Genomic DNA, 16,978 nt, shown 5'->3' with positions numbered 1-16,978 from the left:
AGACGCCGCCGGAACACTTACATATCCAGACGCAGATCCGCTGACCGGCTGCGCGAGCAGCAAAGGGCAATCTGCTGTGTGCTGGCCGATTTTTCAGCCGCCGACTGGACGGTGTCGCGGTGGTCAATAATCCCCTCCAGCACCGGGGTCAGGCAGGCCCCGCAAATCCCCATCTCGCAGGAGAGGGGAACGTCGATGCCGTTCTCCTGAAGGACCTGGGCGATGGTTTGATGCGGGGGCACTGGCCACCGTTCACCGGATGACGCGAGGGTCACCCAGAAGGTCTCTCCCGCCTGCGCGTCGGCAGGCGTTGCGAGGGGCTGGAAGGCTTCGCTGTGGATCAGCGTCTCCGGCCAGCCCTGTTCCAGCGCGGCGTGACGTGCATGCGCCATAAAGCCAGCGGGTCCACAAAGGTAAATCGGGGTCCCGGATGTTGATTCTGCCAGCGCGGCGGACAGGTGATGGCGGGCGCTGCTCCCCTCACTCGAACAGTGAATCACTACACTCCCGATGTTGAACGCCTGCTGCAGCTCCCTGACAAAGGCCCCGTGATGACGGGTTTTCAGATAATAGTGCAGGGTAAAGGGCACCCCCTGCGCCTCCAGCTGCAATGCCATGGCATACAGCGGCGTTATGCCAATCCCGGCCGCCAGCAGCATCACCCGTTCTGCCGACAGTAAAGGGAACAGATTTCGCGGGCGGGAGATAGCCAGCCTCTGGCCGGGGCGCAACTGCTGGTGAATATAGCGGGACCCGCCGCGGGATCCGCTCTCCAGCGCCACGCAAATCAGATACCCGTCCTGCTCGCGCTGCGCTCCGGTGAGGGAATACTGGCGGATAAGCCCGCAGGGCAGATGCACATCGATATGCGCGCCGGGCTGCCAGACGGGGAGCGGCAAACCGTTTTCGGCCACCAGCCTGACGGCGAGGCTGTGGCTCCCCTGTCGCCAGAGGCCGTCCACAACAACATCGAGTAGTTCGCTCATGATGGTGCTCCTTCAGACAAGGAAAAAGTCGCCGAAACCCATTTTCTTAAGACCACGGCGGTAGGCGATGGAGCTGCGGTCGGCGGGAATGTGGGCCTCAAGGGTTAAATCCAGCGGCAATCTTTCCGGACGCTGCGTCTCCACCATCAGGCGATCCTCCTCAAAGATGCGCAGATTGAAGGCGTGCACCTCTTCCACCGGCACGTGCAGATCGAAATTACGCGCGATGGGCGCAAACATGCGGGTGATCCGCGAGGAGACCGGCGAGGCGGCGTTCATGATCACCAGCCGATCATCGCCGGGGAAATGGATGGTCAGGGTGGCGGTAAAGGGCAGATGCATTTCAAAATGGCGTAGCCACTGGAAACCCTCCGGCGCCCGAAAACCGGCGCTCGGGGGATAGTTGCTCACCGAACTCCAGTAATCGGCACTGAAGCCTGACGGTGTCTCCTGGGTGCTGTAGGTCGGCACGACCTGATTATCCGGATCGGCAAAGGTGTCGGTATGGATCCACGCGAAGTGGGCCACATCAAGAAACCCTTCGACCTGACGACCGGCAAAACCCTTGACCTCAAACCCCGGGCAGTTGATTTGCTGAAAGCCCTCATCGTGCCAGTGCGGCATGACCGGCAGCGGCACAGGATCCTGCGGATCGAAGTCCAGACAGGTCCAGATCAGGCCGTAGCGCTCCTCCACCGCAAATGCGGTGAGATGAAGCTTAGCCGGAACCGGCTGATCGGGACTGGAGGGGATGCGATTGCAGCGGCCCTCTTCGCCGAAGCGCAGCCCGTGATAGGGGCAGACGATCCCCTCTTCATCGTGAAAACCGAGCGTCAGCGGTACGCCGCGATGGGGACAGACATCGCGGGCTACCACCACCTGGCCTTTAATGCGGTAGATCACCAGCTGCTCATCCAGCAGGGTGGCTTTTACTGGCGCCGGGCCGATATCGCAGGCGCGGGCGACCGGGTGCCAGCATTTCGCCAGACGCAGCCAGTCGTCAGGCTCAAAGGTGCAATGGGCGGGGGGCGTGGGTTGCGTTCTGTTCATGGCGTCTTTTCCTGCTCACACAAATAATTGTTTAATTGTTGTGAGTTTATTGTTGCCATATTAGGGTGTTGACATCCATCGCCATTAATTCAGCTATGCGTTGCAAAAAAGAGAACAGGCCAGAATGAGTCCATTTTCGCGTTTTGCTGTCTATTTTACCGAAGTGGCCCGCAGCGGTAGCCTGCGCCGGGCGGCGGAAAAACTGCATATTTCCGCCTCGGCGATTAACCGGCAAATTTTGCAGGCCGAGGAGGCGTTCGGTACGCCGCTGTTTGAGCGTCTGCCCGAAGGGCTGCGTATGACCACGGCTGGCGAGCTGCTGTATGAAAATCTGCTGCGCTGGCAAAAGGAGTTTCAGCTTACGCGGCAGAAATTTGATGAGCTTCAGGGGCTGAAGCGCGGCACCGTCAGCGTCGGCATGGTGCAGGCCCTGGCGGAAGGATGTTTTGCCGCCGCGCTGGCGGAGATTATTGGCAGCTGGCACTGGCTGGAGCTGAACCTGCAGGTGGCGGACAGCCATACCGTCAGCCAGCGGGTGCGGCAGGCGGATCTCGATTTTGGCCTGATCCTCGATCCCGAAGGCCAGGCCGGACTGAGCGTGCTGGCATTTGCCGAGCTGGAGATGGGGGTGGTGATGCGCCCGGATCATCCCCGGGCTCAGGCTGCGATGCTCTCACTGGGGGAATTAAGCGACGAGCGGCATATCATTGCCGGGGCACCGCTCATCGTGCATGAGCGGGTGTCGATGCTCTATCGCCATTATGATTTTTCCCCGGCAAATAGCGTGCGCTGCAACGACATCCGGCTGATTAAATCGCTGCTGTTGAAAGGCAGCGGCGTTACCGTCCTTAGCCGACTGGATGTTCTGGATGAGGTGAAGGAGGGGCGCCTGGCATTTATACCGCTGCGTAATAAGCTGCTGCGGCCGCTGACGCTGGCCCTGTGCACCGCACCCTCGCGCCAGCTTTCCCGCCCGGCGCAGATGGCTATCCAGAAGCTGACCGGGGTTATGGAGATGATGCAGGCTGCGCCCTAACCGGTGTTGTCCACAAAAGCCCGAACAGCCGCCGCGTTTAGCCCAACGGCCCGCCCTGAATGGTTTCACACAGGCCATTGATGATCCGCTCTCCGGTCTCAGCCTTCAGCTCCTGATACCACGCCTCTGTCAGCGCCCTGTCTTTACCGTGGGTGACATCGCACCGTTTGCGCGCCTTCAGCACCAGGTCGCGGACCCGGTCCCGGCGTAGCGTTTCATACTGGCCTAACACCTGTGAAATGTCCTGACTCTGGCGGAACAGATCCCCCAGCACCACCGCATCCTCCATTGCCGCGCAGCCGCCCTGGCCGATATCCGGTGTGGTGCTGTGCCCCGCATCCCCCAGCAGCGCTACTTTCCCGCGCACCAGTTTATCGAAGGGTTCGATATCATGGATCTCGATCCGGTTTGTGGTCTGCGGGTCGAGAGTGGCGATCAGCTTTTGCACCTGCGGCGCCCATCCGCTGAAGTAGCGGCTAAGGTCAGCGCGCAGGGTACTGCGATCTTCCGGGAGGCCCAGCGGCAGCGGAACGTCGAAGAAAAAGTAAAAGCGGCCGCCGGAGACCGGCATCAGCGAGACGCGTTTTCCCTCGCCGACAAACGTGGTCCATTGATTGCCGGGGGCGATGGTTTCATCAATATCCACCAGCCCATTCCAGTTAACGTAGCCCGCGTAGCGGCGCGGCGGAGTGTAGCCGAGCACATACGGGCGCAGCGCGGAATGGCTACCGTCGGCGGCAATCAGGAAATCCCCCTGTGCCGTTGAGCCATCGGTGAACCAGATGCAGACGCCGTCGGCATTCTCTTCGCAGCGGGTCACGCGTTTACCGAACTGCACGGCATCGCGTCCCCAGAAGTCGAGCATCTCGCGCTGCAATTCTGCACGGGATATCGGGCTGGGACGTCCGCCGGTGCGCTCCACCAGCGGAGCAAGGCTGAACTGCGTGAGGGTCTCTGCCCGGCGGTGTTCTTTATAGGCCAGAAAATGCATCGGGCCGCCGTAGCTGTCGATAATTTCGCCCATACCCAGGTGGCGCATGCATTTTACGCCATTCGGCCAGATGGAGATGGCGGCGCCCACCGGTTTGATCTCTTTTACGGCCTCAAAGACCTCGCACTCGATACCCGCATTTTTTAGCGCCACCGCCGCGCTCAGACCGCCAATCCCGCCCCCAATCACCAGTGCTTTCATATTCTTCTCCTGTTTTGCGTTGTAATAGCCTTGAGCAATTTGCGTACCACAATGACGATCGGAGGCATCTGGCGCTTTCCGGCGTCTTTTACGGCGGCGTTTGCACAAAAGGAGGGCGTAATGGGGTAAATGTTGCTCTTTTGTGAATCAATAGTTTCCTGAAAGCTAATTAAGAATCTAATGTTTCATGAGGCAGGTGCGTTTCAGACCGCTGGTTATTGACTGAGGAAGCGATTAATTAACTGATATTAAAGGTGTAAATCCAGTAGTGACAAAAAGTGAGCAAATCTGGCCTGGTTTATGCAATTGCCACTGCACGCTTATTCGCAACGGGATGAAAGACTATGTCAGAGGAAAAGAACGGTGGCTTACTGTACGGCCTTGAGCAGCAGATTCCGCCGGTTCCGGCTATTTTCAGCGCGCTACAGCATGTGCTTGCCGGGCTGGTGGGAATTATTACGCCGCCGCTGATTATCGGGGCTGCATTAGGGTTAGAGCAGTGGCTGCCTTATTTAATCAGCATGTCCCTGCTGGCATCGGGTATCGGCACCTTTTTACAATCTAACCGCCTGTGGGGCGTTGGCGCCGGCATGATCTGTATGCAGGGCACCAGCTTTGCTTTTCTCGGGGTGGCGATCGCAGGTGGCATGTGGGTAAAGGGGCAGGGGGGCACGCCGCAGGATATTATGGCTATGCTGTTTGGCGTCAATTTCGTTGCCGCACTGGTTCCCTGTATCGTCAGCCGCTTTATCGAACCCCTGAAGCGAATTTTTACCCCGATTATTACCGGTAGCGTTATTGCGCTGATTGGCATGAGCCTGATTAAGGTCAGCATCGTCAACTGGAGCGGCGGGGAGCATGCAAAAGAGTTCGCCAGTATGGGCAATATCACGCTCGGCGCCGTGACGCTGGGCACCATCGTCCTGCTCAGCTGCATGAAAAACCGCTGGCTGCGACTTTCGTCGGTGGTGACAGGCATCGCCGTCGGCTGCCTGGCGGCCGCCCTGAGCGGAAGTTTCCAGCTTAAGCCCGTTGGCGACGTCTGGTTCCGCCTGCCCCAGCTCTTCCCGTTTGGCTTTGAGTTTAACGGCGCGATCTTTTTGCCCATTGCGCTGGTATCGCTGGTCTGCATTCTGGAAGCCGTCGGCGATCTGACGGCCAACAGCCTGATTTCGCAGCAGTCCATCGACGATCGTGCCTTTCGTACGCGTCTGAAAGGCGGCATTATGGCGGACGGGATCAGCTGTATGGTGGCGGCGATGCTCTGCGCTTTTCCGAACACCACCTTTGCGCAGAACAACGGCGTGATCCAGATGACCGGCGTTGCCAGCCGCTACGTTGGCCGCTATATCGGTGGGATCCTGATTTTGTTGGGGTTGTTCCCACCCTTTGGCGAGCTCCTTCGTCAGATCCCGGCGCCGGTACTGGGCGGCGCGACCATGGTGATGTTTGGTTGCGTGGTCGCGGCGGGGATCCGCATCGTGACCCAGAAACCGCTGACCCGCCGCGATATGCTGATTGTCGGTCTGGCATTTGGCTTTGGGCTGGGTATCGAAGCCGTGCCTGAATTCCTGGCCCATTTCCCGCCGGTGGTTGAGAACCTGTTCGGCTCAGCGGCCACCAGCGGTGGTCTGGTCGCGATTATCCTCAATCTGATTATCCCGGAAGAGACATCAACCGCCGCGGCGGTAAAAAGGAGCGCTGATGATCACGCTGAATCACTTTAACCGCCTGAGCGTCGCAGAGGCCGCTACCCTGCTGGCTCCCTGCGTCGCCGTTCCCGGCTGGGCGACGGCGCTGGCTGAGGGGCGCCCCTGGCGCTCCCGTGAGGCAATGCTGCATGCCGCGCAGCAGCTGATGGCCTCCTGGGGAGAAGTTGAGCTGAACCAGGCCCTGAGCGCCCATCCGCGCATCGGAGAAAAGCCCGCGGGTGAGCAGCAGCACGCGGCGCTGTCGCGTCAGGAACAGGCCAGCGTTAACGATGGCGATGCCGCCCTGGCCCGGGCCCTCAGGGAGGGCAATGCCCGCTACGAGGCGCGATTTGGGCGGGTCTTTCTGATCCGCGCTAAAGGGCGCAGCGGGGAGGATATTCTACAGGCGCTGTCGCGCCGTTTAGACAACAGCGACAGTGCAGAGGTGCAGGATGCGTTAGCGCAGCTGCGCGAAATTACGTTATTACGACTGGAAGGAGCCATTGGCGAATGAGTACCTTAAGCACCCATATTCTGGATATCTCTACCGGCCGACCGGCGCAGGGGGTGAAGGTGACGCTGGAGCGGGAAGGCGCGCAGATTGCCGCAGGCGTGACGGACGAGAACGGGCGAATCGGCGAGCTCGGCGCCGGGCAACTGGCGGCAGGGCGCTACCGCCTGACGGCGGCGACTGGAGAGTGGTTTGCCGCCGGTGGCCGGGAGACGATCTTTCTGAGCGCGCAGATTGATTTTGCCATCCGGGAGACGGCGGGCGATCGCTACCATCTGCCGTTTTTGATTGCCCCTGGCGGCTGGTCTACCTATCGCGGAAGTTAACGCAGTCTTTTACCGGCGTCATGTCAGACGCCGGTACCCTCGTTACTCCCCCTCTGCTTCCCCCCAGACGCATTTGCCGTTCACCCAGGTCTCGCTGATATTGCGCTCATCCCCCAGGGTCATCAACACGAACAGCTGCTCATAGATATCTTTGCAGCGTCCGCTGCGTAAGCGTTGCAGCGGCGTGACTGCCGGGTCGATGACCACAAAATCGGCCTCTTTACCCGGCTGGAAATTACCAATCCTGTCATCAAGACGCAGGGCGTGCGCACCGCCGAGGGTGGCATGGTAGAAGGCTTCGCTGGCACGCAGGCGATAGCTTTGCAACTGGCCCACTTTATAAGCCTCCCCCAGCGTTCGCAGCATGCTGAACGTGGTGCCTGCGCCGACGTCGCTGCCGATCCCCATTCGCACCTTTTTCTGCCAGCAGGTGGGCAAACGGAACAGCCCGCTGCCGAGAAACAGGTTAGAGGTGGGGCAAAAGGCCACGGCGGAACCGGTATCGTGCAGGCATTGCCACTCTGCGTCCGCCAGATGGATACCGTGGGCAAAAACGCTGCGCTCGCCGGTCAGTTGGTAGTGATGGTAGACATCAAGATAGTGTTCATGCTCCGGCCACAGGCTTTTTACCCATGCGACTTCGCTGAGGTTTTCGCTCAGATGGGTATGCAGCCAGGTGTCGGGGAACTCCTCCCGCAGCTGTTGCACCGCAGCCAGCAGCGCTGGCGTGGAGGTGGGGGCGAAGCGGGGGGTAATGGCGTAACCAAGGCGCCCGCGCTGATGCCAGCGCTGAATCAACTCCCGGGTTTGCCGGTAGCTCTGCTCCGCGCTTTCGCTGAGATAGTCCGGGGCATGACGGTCCATCATCACCTTACCGGCAAGCAGGCGCATATTCAGCTTCAGCGCTTCGCTGAAAAGGGCGTCCACCGATTCAGGATGCAGGGTACAAAATACCAGCGCGGTGGTGGTGCCATGGCTCAGGAGCTGGCTGATAAAGAACTGTGCGATCTCCGTGGCGTAACCGGCGTCGGAAAACTGACCCTCCACCGGAAACGTATAGGTCGTGAGCCACTCCAGCAGCTGCTCGCCAAAAGCACCAATCATTTCGGTTTGCGGATAGTGGACGTGGGCATCGACAAAACCGGGGAGTAACAGTTTCCCGCTCAGATCGCGATAGCCTTTCAGTGGCTGCAGGTACTGCTCCCCCTCCAGCCAGGGGAGGAGCGCCACAATGCACCCGTCCCGGATAAAAAGTAAGCCATCCTCCACGTAGCGTGCGTGACGGGCGATATCGTCAGGGCAATCGGCAACGGTACCGATGTCGAAAAAGGCGCCGCGAAGGGCGATATGGTAGTCCATCAGTCTCTGCCTTGTGGCTAAACGAAAGGGTAAACAGAGCGAGCAAAATTGATGCCAGTTTATCCGGAAGGAGGGCGCGCCGCGGCGGAGTGCCGCGGCGGGGCTGAATTACTCTTTCTGGGCAAGGGCGCCAAAACGGGCAGGCGCAGCGGCGCGATCCTCCCGCGCAATCCATCGGTAGGCGGCAGCGCTCACAAAGACGCCAATAAACCAGCTAAAGTTAGCCACTTCATGCAGGGCCGGAATAAAGCTGATGACCAGACCAATGGCGACGGAGGGAACCAGCGCGGCGATGGCCTTTGGGTTGAAGCCGTTGCGATACCAGTATTTCCCTTTTGGCGTATCGTCGAACAGGTCGTTAACTGAAACCTGACCGCGCTTAATCACATAGAAATCCACCAGCAGAATGCCGAACAGCGGGCCGATAAACGCCCCCAGCACGTCGAGGGTGTAGTGGATAAGCTCCGGGGAGTTAAACAGGTTCCATGGCGTCAGCAGGACCGAGCCGACGGCGGCGATCATTCCGCCGGTGCGAAAGCTGATCTTCTGCGGCGAACAGTTTGAGAAATCGAACGCCGGGGAGACAAAGTTCGCCACGATATTGATCCCGATGGTGGCGGTGATCATGGTCAGCAGGCCGATGGCGACGGCCAGGTCGTTGCCTACGCGGCTGACGGTTTCAATCGGATCGGTAATCATCCGGCCAAACAGGGACTGAGTACCGGAGACAATAACCACCGTAACGACAGAGAACAGCAGGAAGTTGAACGGCAGACCCCAGCGGTTGCCGCGGCGGATCTCGCCCATGCTTTTGCCGTAGCGCGAGAAGTCGCCGAAGTTGAGCAGCGGGCCGGAGAAGTAGGAGACCACCAGCGCGATGGCCGTGATCATCTGCCAGGTTTGCTCCCCGGTGGTGAGGGATTTACTGGCGAGGGTAAAGGAGATCCCGTCGAGCCCGGTTTTGTATACAATCCAGCCCGCCAGCGCCAGCATCACCACATAAACCGCCGGTCCGGCAATATCAATAAAGCGCTTAATCGCGCTCATTCCGTGCCAGAACACCATCGCCTGCAGCAGCCACATGGTAGCAAAGCAGAGCCAGCCGAGATGGGACAGACCCAGGAAGCTGGCTGAGGTAAGCGCCGACAGCGATGGCCAGAATTTCAGTAATACCAGCATCAGCGCATTGGCCGCCAGCCAGGTCTGGATGCCATACCACGCGAAGGCGATAAGCCCGCGGATCACCGCCGGGATGTTAGCGCCAAAGACGCCAAACGCCTGGCGGGAGATCACCGCATAGGGAACGCCCGCCATCTGGCTGGGCTTCGCCACGAGGTTAGCGCACAGCTGGACGATACAAATTCCCACCAGCAGGCACAGCAGAACCTGCCAGCTCGCCAGGCCGAGGGTAAAGAAGCTCGCGGCCACCACGTAGCCTCCCATGCTGTGCACATCTGACATCCAGAACGAAAAGATGTTGTACCAGCTCCAGTTTTGATCGCGTGTCGGGGCCAGATCTTCATTGCAGAGCCGTGGGCTGTAACCCGCGTGAGGATCGGCGTCATTAACCTGATGCGTGTTTTGTCTGTTTGGCATGAAATCTGCTCCTGTAAGTGAAACCCGTTTTAAGTGGCTTACTGAGGCGTTGCAGGATCCAGGCCAGAAATCGTTCATTTTGTATACAATAATTTAATCGTATGTATACAAGATGCTATCTAAAAGTAAAAGCTGGGGTAATGAATGAGCAACCAACATCGTCTGCAGGCCGCGCCAGAGCTGCATGATAAGGACGAATCCATCTACCAGGCGCTGATGACGGCCATTGTCGAGCATCAGCTTCCCCCGGGAAGCAGACTGCCGGAAGAGGCGCTGTCGGAGGTATTTGGCGTAAGCCGGACGGGGATCAGAAAAGTGCTTCAGCGACTCGCAACGGTGCAAATGGTCACGCTGGCACCCAAACGTGGTGCACAGGTCGCCAGCCCGACGGTTGAAGAGGCGCAGGCGATCTTTCGTACCCGTACCCTGCTGGAGGTCGCGAATTTGCCTGATGTGCTGGCCCGCTGCCAGCCAACCCACCTGGCAGGGCTGGAGGCGATTGTCCGCCAGGAGCAGCAGGCCCATGAACGCTACGACGGTCCGGCGGCGCTCCGCTACTCCGCCGGGTTTCATATTCAGCTGCAGGCGATCTCCTGCAATCAGGTGCTCACGGAAATGGTGACCCATCTGAGTCAGCGCTCCTCCTTAGTGATTGCGACCTGGGGATCGCCATGGCGTCAGGGCTGCCGCTGCAACGATCACGACCAGCTTATTCAGCTGCTGCGGGACAAAGCGCTACAGCCCCTCAGCGATGCATTGACGCACCATTTTGAACATATCGCCGCCAGCCTCTGTTTTGAGCGCTCTGGCGTCACTCTGCCTGATTTCGCCCGGCTGTTTGCCGGTTTTAAGGAGCAATAATGGCCGCTATTTGTATACAAGTGATCAATCCCAATACCAGCCCGGGCATGACGGAAACCATCGGCGCTGCCGCGAGAGCGGTTGCCGCGCCGCGCACCCGGATACTGGCGGTCTGTCCCGAAGACGGGGTGGCATCCATTGAGGGCCATTTTGATGAAGCTATCGCCGCGGTCGGCGTGCTGGAGCAGATCAAAGCCGGTCGGGAGCAGGGTGTGGATGGCCACGTGATTGCCTGCTTTGGCGATCCCGGCCTGCTGGCGGCGCGCGAACTGGCGCAGGGGCCGGTGATAGGCATTGCCGAAGCGGCAATGCATATGGCGACCCTGGTGGCGACCCGTTTTTCAATTGTGACCACGCTGCCGAGAACCTTGATTATCGCCCGCCATCTTCTGCGTCAGTACGGCTTTGAACACCACTGTGCCGCTCTTCACGCCATCGATCTCCCGGTTCTGGCGCTGGAGGATGGCAGCGGGCTGGCGCAGGAGAAAGTGCGCGCCCGCTGTATCCAGGCGCTGAAGGAGGATGGCTGCGGGGCGATTGTGCTGGGCTGTGGCGGAATGGCGACGCTGGCCCAGGCGTTGACCCGTGAACTGCGCGTGCCGGTGATCGACGGCGTCAGCGCGGCGGTGAAGATGGTGGAGTCGCTGGTGGCGCTCGGGCTGTCCACCAGTAAGCAGGGCGATTTAGCTTATCCGGAGGCCAAGACGTTAAGCGGCAAATTTCAGACATTAAATTCATTCTGACGAGAAGAGGTGGGAGATGGCATTTTTGGCAGACGATTACCCGCGCGACCTGCGCGGTTACGCAGGGGAGCCGCCGCACGCGCAGTGGCCGCACAACGCGCGGATTGCCGTGCAGTTTGTGCTTAATTATGAAGAAGGCTCCGAAAACCATGTGCTGCACGGCGATGCCGGTTCAGAACAGTTTTTGTCCGATATTATCGGTGCCGCCAGCTACCCTGACCGGCATATGTCGATGGATTCATTATATGAGTACGGCAGCCGCGCCGGTTTCTGGCGGATCCACCGGGAGTTCAGCCGTCGTGGATTGCCGCTAACGGTGTTCGGTGTGGCAATGGCGCTGGCGCGTCATCCGGATGTGGTGGAGGCGATCAAAGCGGCCAGTTATGACGTGGTCAGCCACGGCTGGCGCTGGATCCATTACCAGAACATGCCCATTGAGCAGGAGCGTGAGCATCTGAATAAAGCGGTGCAGGTCTTCACCGATCTCTTTGGCAAGCCCCCCACAGGCTGGTACACCGGCCGCGACAGCCCCAATACCCGCCAGCTGGTGGTGGAGCACGGCGGCTTTGATTACGACAGCGATTATTATGGCGATGATTTGCCGTTCTGGAGCGAGGTGGCGTGCAGTGACGGCACGCGCAAACCGCATCTGATTGTGCCTTACACGCTTGATGCGAACGACATGCGGTTTGCCACCGCCCAGGGCTTTAATACCGCCGAGCAGTTTTACACATACCTGAAAGACAGCTTTGATGTGCTTTATGAGGAGGGCGAGTCTGCGCCGAAAATGATGTCCATTGGGATGCACTGCCGCCTGCTTGGACGGCCGGGCCGCTTTCGGGCGCTACAGCGCTTTCTTGATTATGTGCAGCAGCATGACAACGTCTGGATCTGTACCCGTCAGCAGATTGCCGATCGCTGGCGTGACTTTCATCCGTACCAGGCGTCACAAAATCAATAGCCCTGTCTTTACCCTCTCCCGTCCAGGAAGAGGGTATTTCCAGCACATTAGAGCATCAGGCTCACCTGGGCGGCGACAATTCGCCAGCCCGAGGGAAAGCGTACCCACGTCTGCTGCTGACGGCCAATACGCTCGCTGCCCTCGCGGGTAAACTCGGTGCTGCACACCGCGTAATCCTCGCCGAAGGTGGTGATGGTGGTATGCCGCAGCTCGCGCTGCAGGCCAGCGGCAGGGCGGGCGGCACGAAACGCGCGGATTTCGTCGATACCGTACAGGTTTTCCCCGGCCCCCAGCCTTACCGTGCGGGCGTCGTGCCAGAAAAGTTCATCCAGTACGGCAATATCATTGCTGACCAGTGCCTCTTCGTAGCGATAAAACGCCGCCGTCACCTCGGCAAGCACCTGCGGGCGGTTAATCTCTTCTCCGGTCATCATGCTGCCACCTCCGCCGGGCTGGCATCGGTGATACCCATCTCTTCCAGTACCCGGGCCACGCGCAGGCAGGCCTGCTCGTTAAACGGCGCGGCAATTAACTGCAGGCCAATCGGCTGCCCGCCCGCCGTGCGAAGCGGAACCGTGGTGACCGGCAAACCGATAAAGGAGATGGGCTGCGTCAGCATTCCCATACTGGCGCGGATCGGCAGGGGCTGGCCGTTGATCTCCATGGTCTGCGCCCCGACAGGCGTAGCGGCACAGGGGGTTGCGGGGGCGATCAGCACCTCAGCATGGGCGAACAGGGCGTTAAACGCCTGCCGGGCATGGTTGCGAAAGCGCTGGGCCTGGATATACCAGCTGGCGGGGATCATCGCTCCCGCCAGCAGGCGCTCCCGGGAGTTGGGCTCAAAACGCTCCGGCTCGCGGCGTAGCGCTGGAAGATACTGATTTCCCCCCTCGGAGGCGCTGATAATAAAGGCTGCGGAGCGGGCCAGCTCCGCTTCCGGGAAAATGAGCTCCTCCTGAACGCCCAGCGCCCGGGCGACGCGGGCGACAGCCGCACGGGCGTCGTTATCGCACCAGGTGGAGAAATAGCCGCCAAGCGTGGCGCAGCGCAGGCCCTCCAGCCCACGGCAGAGCCGGTTCGCCGTGGGCTCGCTGGCCCTGTCGGCCTGAAAACTGTCCGCGGGATCCTGGCCCTGCAGCACATCGTATACCGTCGAGAGATCGCTGACACGGCGGGCAAACGGGCCGATGTGGTCAAGGCTGGCGACAAAGGGGTGGCTGCCGGCGCGGGACAAACGACCGAAGGTCGGCTTCAGGCCAAAGATGCCGCACAGCGAAGCCGGAACGCGTATCGATCCGTTGGTATCGCTACCCAGCGAGAAGTGGACCAGCCCGGCCGCCACCGCAGCTGCCGACCCGCCGGAAGAGCCGCCAGCGATCCGGGAAAGATCGTGCGGATTGCGCGTGGCCCCGTAGTGGCTGTTTTCGGTGGTGAAACCGTAGGCGTAGGCATCCATGTTCAGCATCCCTGACAGCAGCGCCCCCGCGCCATGCAGCTGTCGCACCGCCCGGCTGTCGGCGACGGCGGGGGGGCGTTTGCTGAACAATTCTGCTCCGGCAAGGGTGGTATGTCCGGCGACATCGAACAGATTTTTTACCGCAAAGGGAACAGCCGCCAGCGCGGGCAGGGGGCGCTTGTCCCGGCGCAGGCTATCAATCTGCTCCGCCTCAGCCAGCATCCGCTTTTCGCTGATGTGGGTCCAGGCGTTGATATGCGGATTGACGCGGGCGATATTCTCCAGGGTGTGGCGGGCAATCTCCACGGCGCTCAGCTCGCCGCAGGTTAACGCACGCCGTATCTCTTCGATCGTCATCTCAGGTAGCTTCATACTTTATAGACTCCGGCGATTTCGACGCGGTCGTCGAGGGAAAAAGCCAGCAACGGCTCAGCCATCGCCGCAATGCGGGTAAACTGCACGCTGAGCTCGGCGCGACGCGCGTCGTCCAGCTCCAGTGCCAGCAAGTGTTCCATTTGGGCGAGATAAGCATCCCATTCGGTTTGTGGTGTCGTCATGGTGAACTCCTAATATCCGGCTGCGGAGCCGTTGCTGCGCGGATCGCTGGCTCCCTCTAAAAGACCATCAGGGTGGCGGACAATCGCCCCGGCATGGCCCATGGCTTCGCTGAAATCTGCCAGCACGTCAACCTCATGCCCCAGCTGTCGCAGATGGGCGATGCTCTCTGCGCTGAAGCGCCCTTCCAGCTTGAGTGAATCGGATGTCTGTCCCCAGGTGCGTCCCAGCAGCCAGCGTGGGCGGGAGATACTCTCCTGCAGCGGCATATTTTGCATGACGTAGCGGGTGAAGAGGGCAGCCTGGGTTTGCGGCTGTCCGTCGCCCCCCATTGAGCCATATACCATGACCCGGCCATCGTTCAGGCGTGCCGCGGCGGGGTTTAACGTGTGAAACGGCTGTTTGCCCGGGGCCAGCGCCAGAAGATGCGCCGGGTCGAGGCTGAACGAGGCTCCGCGGTTTTGCCAGACCAGCCCGGTGTCCGGCAGGACCACGCCGCTGCCAAATTCATGGTAAAGGCTCTGAATAAAGGAGACCGCCAGACCGTTTTTATCGATAACGCCCATCCACACGGTATCGCCCGGTCCTTTGCCTGCTCCCCAGGGGGCCGCGCGTTGATCGTCTATTTTCTCTGCCAGCGGCTGCAGCGCCGCAGGGGTAAGCAGACTCTGGATATCAACATCAAGATGACGTGGGTCGGTGATGTGGGCGTCGCGCAGGCCAAAGGCCAGCTTGGTGGCTTCAACAATGCGGTGGATGGTCAGCGCATCGTCAGCATCGGCCATCCCGAGACGATCGGTTATCCCGAGGATCGCCAGGGAGACCAGCCCCTGGGTCGGCGGCGCCAGGTTCCACAGCTCGCCGTGCTGATGATCGAGCCTGAGCGGAAGCGGGCGGCGGGCACGATGCTGATGCAGATCGCTGAGGGTAACCGGCATGCCGCACCTTTCCATGCCGCGGGCCAGATGTCCGGCCAGCGGCCCGCGGTAGAAACTGTCTAACCCTTCCTCCGTTAACCGGCGCAGGGTGTTTGCCAGCGCCGGTTGCAAAAAGCGGCTACCCGCCTCGGGTGGCTGTCCGTTGACCAGAAAGGTATCGGCGAATCCGGGCTGGTGGCGCAGTTCGTCAAGTTTGCTTGCGGTGGCCCTGGCCTGAGAGGCGGTAACCGGAATGCCGTGAGTGGCGTAGCCGATAGCATCCTCAAGAAGGCGGGTCAGGGGCAGGTGGCTCCGGCAGAGATCGTGGGAAATCGAGAGTGCTTCTTCCCAGCCGCTGACGGTACCGGCCACGGTAAGCGCAGCCTGCGGGCCGCGATGGGGAATGTGCGCCAACCCCTCATAGGCCTGCGGGGTTGCCCGCGCCCCCGCCGCACCGCTGGCATCGATGGCGATGGGATCGCCATCAGGAGGGACGATCAGCCAGAAACCATCGCCCCCCAGGCCGTTCATGTGCGGATAAACCACCGCAATGGTTGATGCGGCGGCGACCATTGCCTCAATGGCACTGCCTCCTTCACGCAGAATCGCCAGCGCGCTTTGGCTGGCCAGGTGATGGGGAGTAACTGCCATCCCCTGGGTGGCAACATGACTTTGCATGGCGTGTCCTCTGATAACCGTTTGTGTGCGAAGCGTTGCAAAAGCTGTTCCATTTTTGAACGTAAAGTTTCACTCGCTGCAGAATGAGGGCATTTTGCGGAACTGGCATGCATTATGAAGGGGGTTAACGGTATAGTGCAGTGAAACAAAAGTTACAGAGGCCTTATGCAACAGCTTGATGAACGCCTGAAAGAGCAGTATGCGTCTTTATCGCCACAGGAGCAGCGGGTGGCGGACTTTATCTTCGATCATTTTGACGATCTCATCAGCTATAACAGCGCCGAACTGGCGCAGCTGAGCGGCGTCTCTAAAGCGACGGTCAGCCGCCTGTTTAAGCGACTGGGCTATGAAAAATATAAAGAGATGCGGGATGAACTGCGGACCCTGCGCCAGAGCGGAATGCCGATTACCGACAATCGCGACGCGGTGCAGGGCAACACGCTGCTGGCAAGACATTATAAACAGGAGATGGCGAATCTGACCCAGTGGGTCAACGCGCTGGATGTGCAGCAGTTTGCCGGTGCGCTTCAGGCTATGGTCGCCGCCCGGCGCATCTTTATTGTCGGCATGCGCAACTCCTGGCCTGCGGCGCTGCATCTGCGTCAGCAGCTCCTGCAGGCGCGGGGACAGGTGCTGGTGTTGCCTCAGCCTGGGCAGAGCCTGAGTGAAGAGCTGGTTGATTTAACCGCTGAGGATCTGGTGGTGGTGCTGGCGTTCCGCCGTCGTCCGCGCATTATCCGTCCGCTGTTACAGCAGCTACAGAGCAAGGGTATTCCGGTCCTGCTGATGTGCGAGCCGCAGGCGCATGGCCTCTTTCCGCTTGCGCGCTGGCAGCTTTGCGCCCCGCTGGATAGCGTATCGGCTTACGATAGCTACGCCTCGGTCAATAGCTTGATCAATCTGCTGGCGAACGCCTTCCTGCATGAAATTCTCGATAAAGGCCGACCGCGGATCCACGACATCGCCACGCTTTACCAGCAGCTGGATGAACTCGAACACCGATAATGGGGCGCCAGCATGGTGCCTTGCATCTTGTTGGTGCGAAAATAGTGCGAGGAAT

At 60.1% G+C, this 16,978-nt stretch carries 17 protein-coding genes; 8 read left to right on the top strand and 9 right to left on the bottom strand.

Annotation, left to right across the window (positions count from 1 at the left end):
* Window positions 1–17: 17 nt before the first annotated feature.
* Together FHN83_RS05915 and hpxD are read right to left on the bottom strand one after the other, a co-directional pair.
* Window positions 18–986, bottom strand: coding sequence for a PDR/VanB family oxidoreductase (locus FHN83_RS05915; RefSeq protein WP_139563454.1), 969 nt, complete (start codon window positions 984–986; stop codon window positions 18–20).
* A 12-nt stretch (window positions 987–998) separates the two neighbouring features.
* Entirely contained in the window at window positions 999–2,036 is a 1,038-nt protein-coding gene (gene hpxD, locus FHN83_RS05910; RefSeq protein ID WP_039030063.1) for a molybdenum cofactor-independent xanthine hydroxylase subunit HpxD, read from the bottom strand.
* A gap of 124 nt (window positions 2,037–2,160) precedes the next feature.
* Here hpxD and hpxR point away from each other — a divergent pair, with 124 nt between their 5' ends.
* Window positions 2,161–3,072, top strand: coding sequence for a LysR family hpxDE operon transcriptional regulator HpxR (gene hpxR / locus FHN83_RS05905; RefSeq protein ID WP_138371019.1), 912 nt, complete (start codon window positions 2,161–2,163; stop codon window positions 3,070–3,072).
* 37 nt (window positions 3,073–3,109) lie between these two features.
* Here the strand turns inward: hpxR and hpxO are convergent, their stop codons facing one another.
* Window positions 3,110–4,264 (bottom strand): FAD-dependent urate hydroxylase HpxO, encoded by a 1,155-nt coding sequence (gene hpxO / locus FHN83_RS05900; RefSeq protein WP_139563453.1) that lies wholly within the window; start codon window positions 4,262–4,264, stop codon window positions 3,110–3,112.
* Window positions 4,265–4,608: 344 nt separating this feature from the next.
* Between hpxO and FHN83_RS05895 the strand changes: the two genes are divergently transcribed.
* The 3 genes from FHN83_RS05895 to uraH are packed head-to-tail and all read left to right on the top strand — an operon-like array spanning window position 4,609 to window position 6,792.
* Window positions 4,609–5,991, top strand: coding sequence for a nucleobase:cation symporter-2 family protein (locus FHN83_RS05895; protein WP_139563452.1), 1,383 nt, complete (start codon window positions 4,609–4,611; stop codon window positions 5,989–5,991).
* Window positions 5,969–6,469: a 2-oxo-4-hydroxy-4-carboxy-5-ureidoimidazoline decarboxylase gene (gene uraD / locus FHN83_RS05890; RefSeq protein WP_139563451.1), complete on the top strand. Its 501-nt coding sequence runs from the start codon at window positions 5,969–5,971 to the stop codon at window positions 6,467–6,469. Before FHN83_RS05895 ends, uraD begins: the two co-directional genes overlap by 23 nt.
* A complete protein-coding gene (gene uraH / locus FHN83_RS05885) occupies window positions 6,466–6,792 on the top strand; it encodes a hydroxyisourate hydrolase (protein ID WP_039030068.1) in 327 nt (108 codons plus the stop codon). Before uraD ends, uraH begins: the two co-directional genes overlap by 4 nt.
* A gap of 42 nt (window positions 6,793–6,834) precedes the next feature.
* Here the strand turns inward: uraH and guaD are convergent, their stop codons facing one another.
* Together guaD and FHN83_RS05875 are read right to left on the bottom strand one after the other, a co-directional pair.
* Entirely contained in the window at window positions 6,835–8,154 is a 1,320-nt protein-coding gene (gene guaD, locus FHN83_RS05880) for a guanine deaminase (protein WP_139563450.1), read from the bottom strand.
* A 105-nt stretch (window positions 8,155–8,259) separates the two neighbouring features.
* Complete coding sequence (locus FHN83_RS05875; RefSeq protein WP_039030070.1) at window positions 8,260–9,747, bottom strand: NCS1 family nucleobase:cation symporter-1; 1,488 nt, start codon at window positions 9,745–9,747, stop codon at window positions 8,260–8,262.
* 144 nt (window positions 9,748–9,891) lie between these two features.
* Between FHN83_RS05875 and FHN83_RS05870 the strand changes: the two genes are divergently transcribed.
* The 3 genes from FHN83_RS05870 to puuE are packed head-to-tail and all read left to right on the top strand — an operon-like array spanning window position 9,892 to window position 12,312.
* Window positions 9,892–10,608, top strand: coding sequence for a GntR family transcriptional regulator (locus FHN83_RS05870; RefSeq protein WP_139563449.1), 717 nt, complete (start codon window positions 9,892–9,894; stop codon window positions 10,606–10,608).
* Window positions 10,608–11,351: an allantoin racemase gene (gene hpxA, locus FHN83_RS05865; RefSeq protein WP_139563448.1), complete on the top strand. Its 744-nt coding sequence runs from the start codon at window positions 10,608–10,610 to the stop codon at window positions 11,349–11,351. The genes FHN83_RS05870 and hpxA overlap by 1 nt, the downstream gene beginning before the upstream one ends.
* A 16-nt stretch (window positions 11,352–11,367) precedes the next feature.
* Window positions 11,368–12,312, top strand: coding sequence for an allantoinase PuuE (gene puuE, locus FHN83_RS05860; protein WP_139563447.1), 945 nt, complete (start codon window positions 11,368–11,370; stop codon window positions 12,310–12,312).
* A 47-nt stretch (window positions 12,313–12,359) separates the two neighbouring features.
* Here puuE and hpxZ read toward each other — a convergent pair whose 3' ends face one another.
* The 4 genes from hpxZ to hpxW are packed head-to-tail and all read right to left on the bottom strand — an operon-like array spanning window position 12,360 to window position 15,918.
* Complete coding sequence (gene hpxZ, locus FHN83_RS05855) at window positions 12,360–12,746, bottom strand: oxalurate catabolism protein HpxZ (RefSeq protein ID WP_139563446.1); 387 nt, start codon at window positions 12,744–12,746, stop codon at window positions 12,360–12,362.
* Entirely contained in the window at window positions 12,743–14,140 is a 1,398-nt protein-coding gene (locus tag FHN83_RS05850) for an AtzE family amidohydrolase (RefSeq protein WP_139563445.1), read from the bottom strand. Before FHN83_RS05850 ends, hpxZ begins: the two co-directional genes overlap by 4 nt.
* Window positions 14,137–14,325: an oxalurate catabolism protein HpxX gene (hpxX, locus tag FHN83_RS05845; RefSeq protein WP_139563444.1), complete on the bottom strand. Its 189-nt coding sequence runs from the start codon at window positions 14,323–14,325 to the stop codon at window positions 14,137–14,139. Before hpxX ends, FHN83_RS05850 begins: the two co-directional genes overlap by 4 nt.
* Before the next feature lie 9 nt (window positions 14,326–14,334).
* Window positions 14,335–15,918, bottom strand: a complete 1,584-nt coding sequence (gene hpxW, locus FHN83_RS05840) for an oxamate amidohydrolase (RefSeq protein ID WP_138371008.1) — start codon at window positions 15,916–15,918, stop codon at window positions 14,335–14,337.
* Window positions 15,919–16,083: 165 nt separating this feature from the next.
* Here hpxW and hpxU point away from each other — a divergent pair, with 165 nt between their 5' ends.
* Complete coding sequence (gene hpxU / locus FHN83_RS05835) at window positions 16,084–16,923, top strand: MurR/RpiR family transcriptional regulator HpxU (RefSeq protein WP_039030078.1); 840 nt, start codon at window positions 16,084–16,086, stop codon at window positions 16,921–16,923.
* The last annotated feature ends 55 nt before the right edge of the window (window positions 16,924–16,978 follow it).

This window comes from Leclercia adecarboxylata, assembly GCF_006171285.1.
Lineage (GTDB): Bacteria > Pseudomonadota > Gammaproteobacteria > Enterobacterales > Enterobacteriaceae > Enterobacter > Enterobacter barmai.
Note: the sequence above shows the minus strand (reverse complement) of the source record. Positions and strands in the feature narration are given on the sequence as shown.

What these genes read in the sequence shown, in the direction of transcription:
- FHN83_RS05915 (WP_139563454.1), bottom strand. Translation starts at nt 986, where the DNA reads ATGAGCGAACTACTCGATGTTGTTGTGGACGGCCTCTGGCGACAGGGG.
- hpxD (WP_039030063.1), bottom strand. Translation starts at nt 2,036, where the DNA reads ATGAACAGAACGCAACCCACGCCCCCCGCCCATTGCACCTTTGAGCCT.
- hpxR (WP_138371019.1), top strand. Translation starts at nt 2,161, where the DNA reads ATGAGTCCATTTTCGCGTTTTGCTGTCTATTTTACCGAAGTGGCCCGC.
- hpxO (WP_139563453.1), bottom strand. Translation starts at nt 4,264, where the DNA reads ATGAAAGCACTGGTGATTGGGGGCGGGATTGGCGGTCTGAGCGCGGCG.
- FHN83_RS05895 (WP_139563452.1), top strand. Translation starts at nt 4,609, where the DNA reads ATGTCAGAGGAAAAGAACGGTGGCTTACTGTACGGCCTTGAGCAGCAG.
- uraD (WP_139563451.1), top strand. Translation starts at nt 5,969, where the DNA reads ATGATCACGCTGAATCACTTTAACCGCCTGAGCGTCGCAGAGGCCGCT.
- uraH (WP_039030068.1), top strand. Translation starts at nt 6,466, where the DNA reads ATGAGTACCTTAAGCACCCATATTCTGGATATCTCTACCGGCCGACCG.
- FHN83_RS05875 (WP_039030070.1), bottom strand. Translation starts at nt 9,747, where the DNA reads ATGCCAAACAGACAAAACACGCATCAGGTTAATGACGCCGATCCTCAC.
- FHN83_RS05870 (WP_139563449.1), top strand. Translation starts at nt 9,892, where the DNA reads ATGAGCAACCAACATCGTCTGCAGGCCGCGCCAGAGCTGCATGATAAG.
- hpxA (WP_139563448.1), top strand. Translation starts at nt 10,608, where the DNA reads ATGGCCGCTATTTGTATACAAGTGATCAATCCCAATACCAGCCCGGGC.
- puuE (WP_139563447.1), top strand. Translation starts at nt 11,368, where the DNA reads ATGGCATTTTTGGCAGACGATTACCCGCGCGACCTGCGCGGTTACGCA.
- hpxZ (WP_139563446.1), bottom strand. Translation starts at nt 12,746, where the DNA reads ATGATGACCGGAGAAGAGATTAACCGCCCGCAGGTGCTTGCCGAGGTG.
- FHN83_RS05850 (WP_139563445.1), bottom strand. Translation starts at nt 14,140, where the DNA reads ATGAAGCTACCTGAGATGACGATCGAAGAGATACGGCGTGCGTTAACC.
- hpxX (WP_139563444.1), bottom strand. Translation starts at nt 14,325, where the DNA reads ATGACGACACCACAAACCGAATGGGATGCTTATCTCGCCCAAATGGAA.
- hpxW (WP_138371008.1), bottom strand. Translation starts at nt 15,918, where the DNA reads ATGCAAAGTCATGTTGCCACCCAGGGGATGGCAGTTACTCCCCATCAC.
- hpxU (WP_039030078.1), top strand. Translation starts at nt 16,084, where the DNA reads ATGCAACAGCTTGATGAACGCCTGAAAGAGCAGTATGCGTCTTTATCG.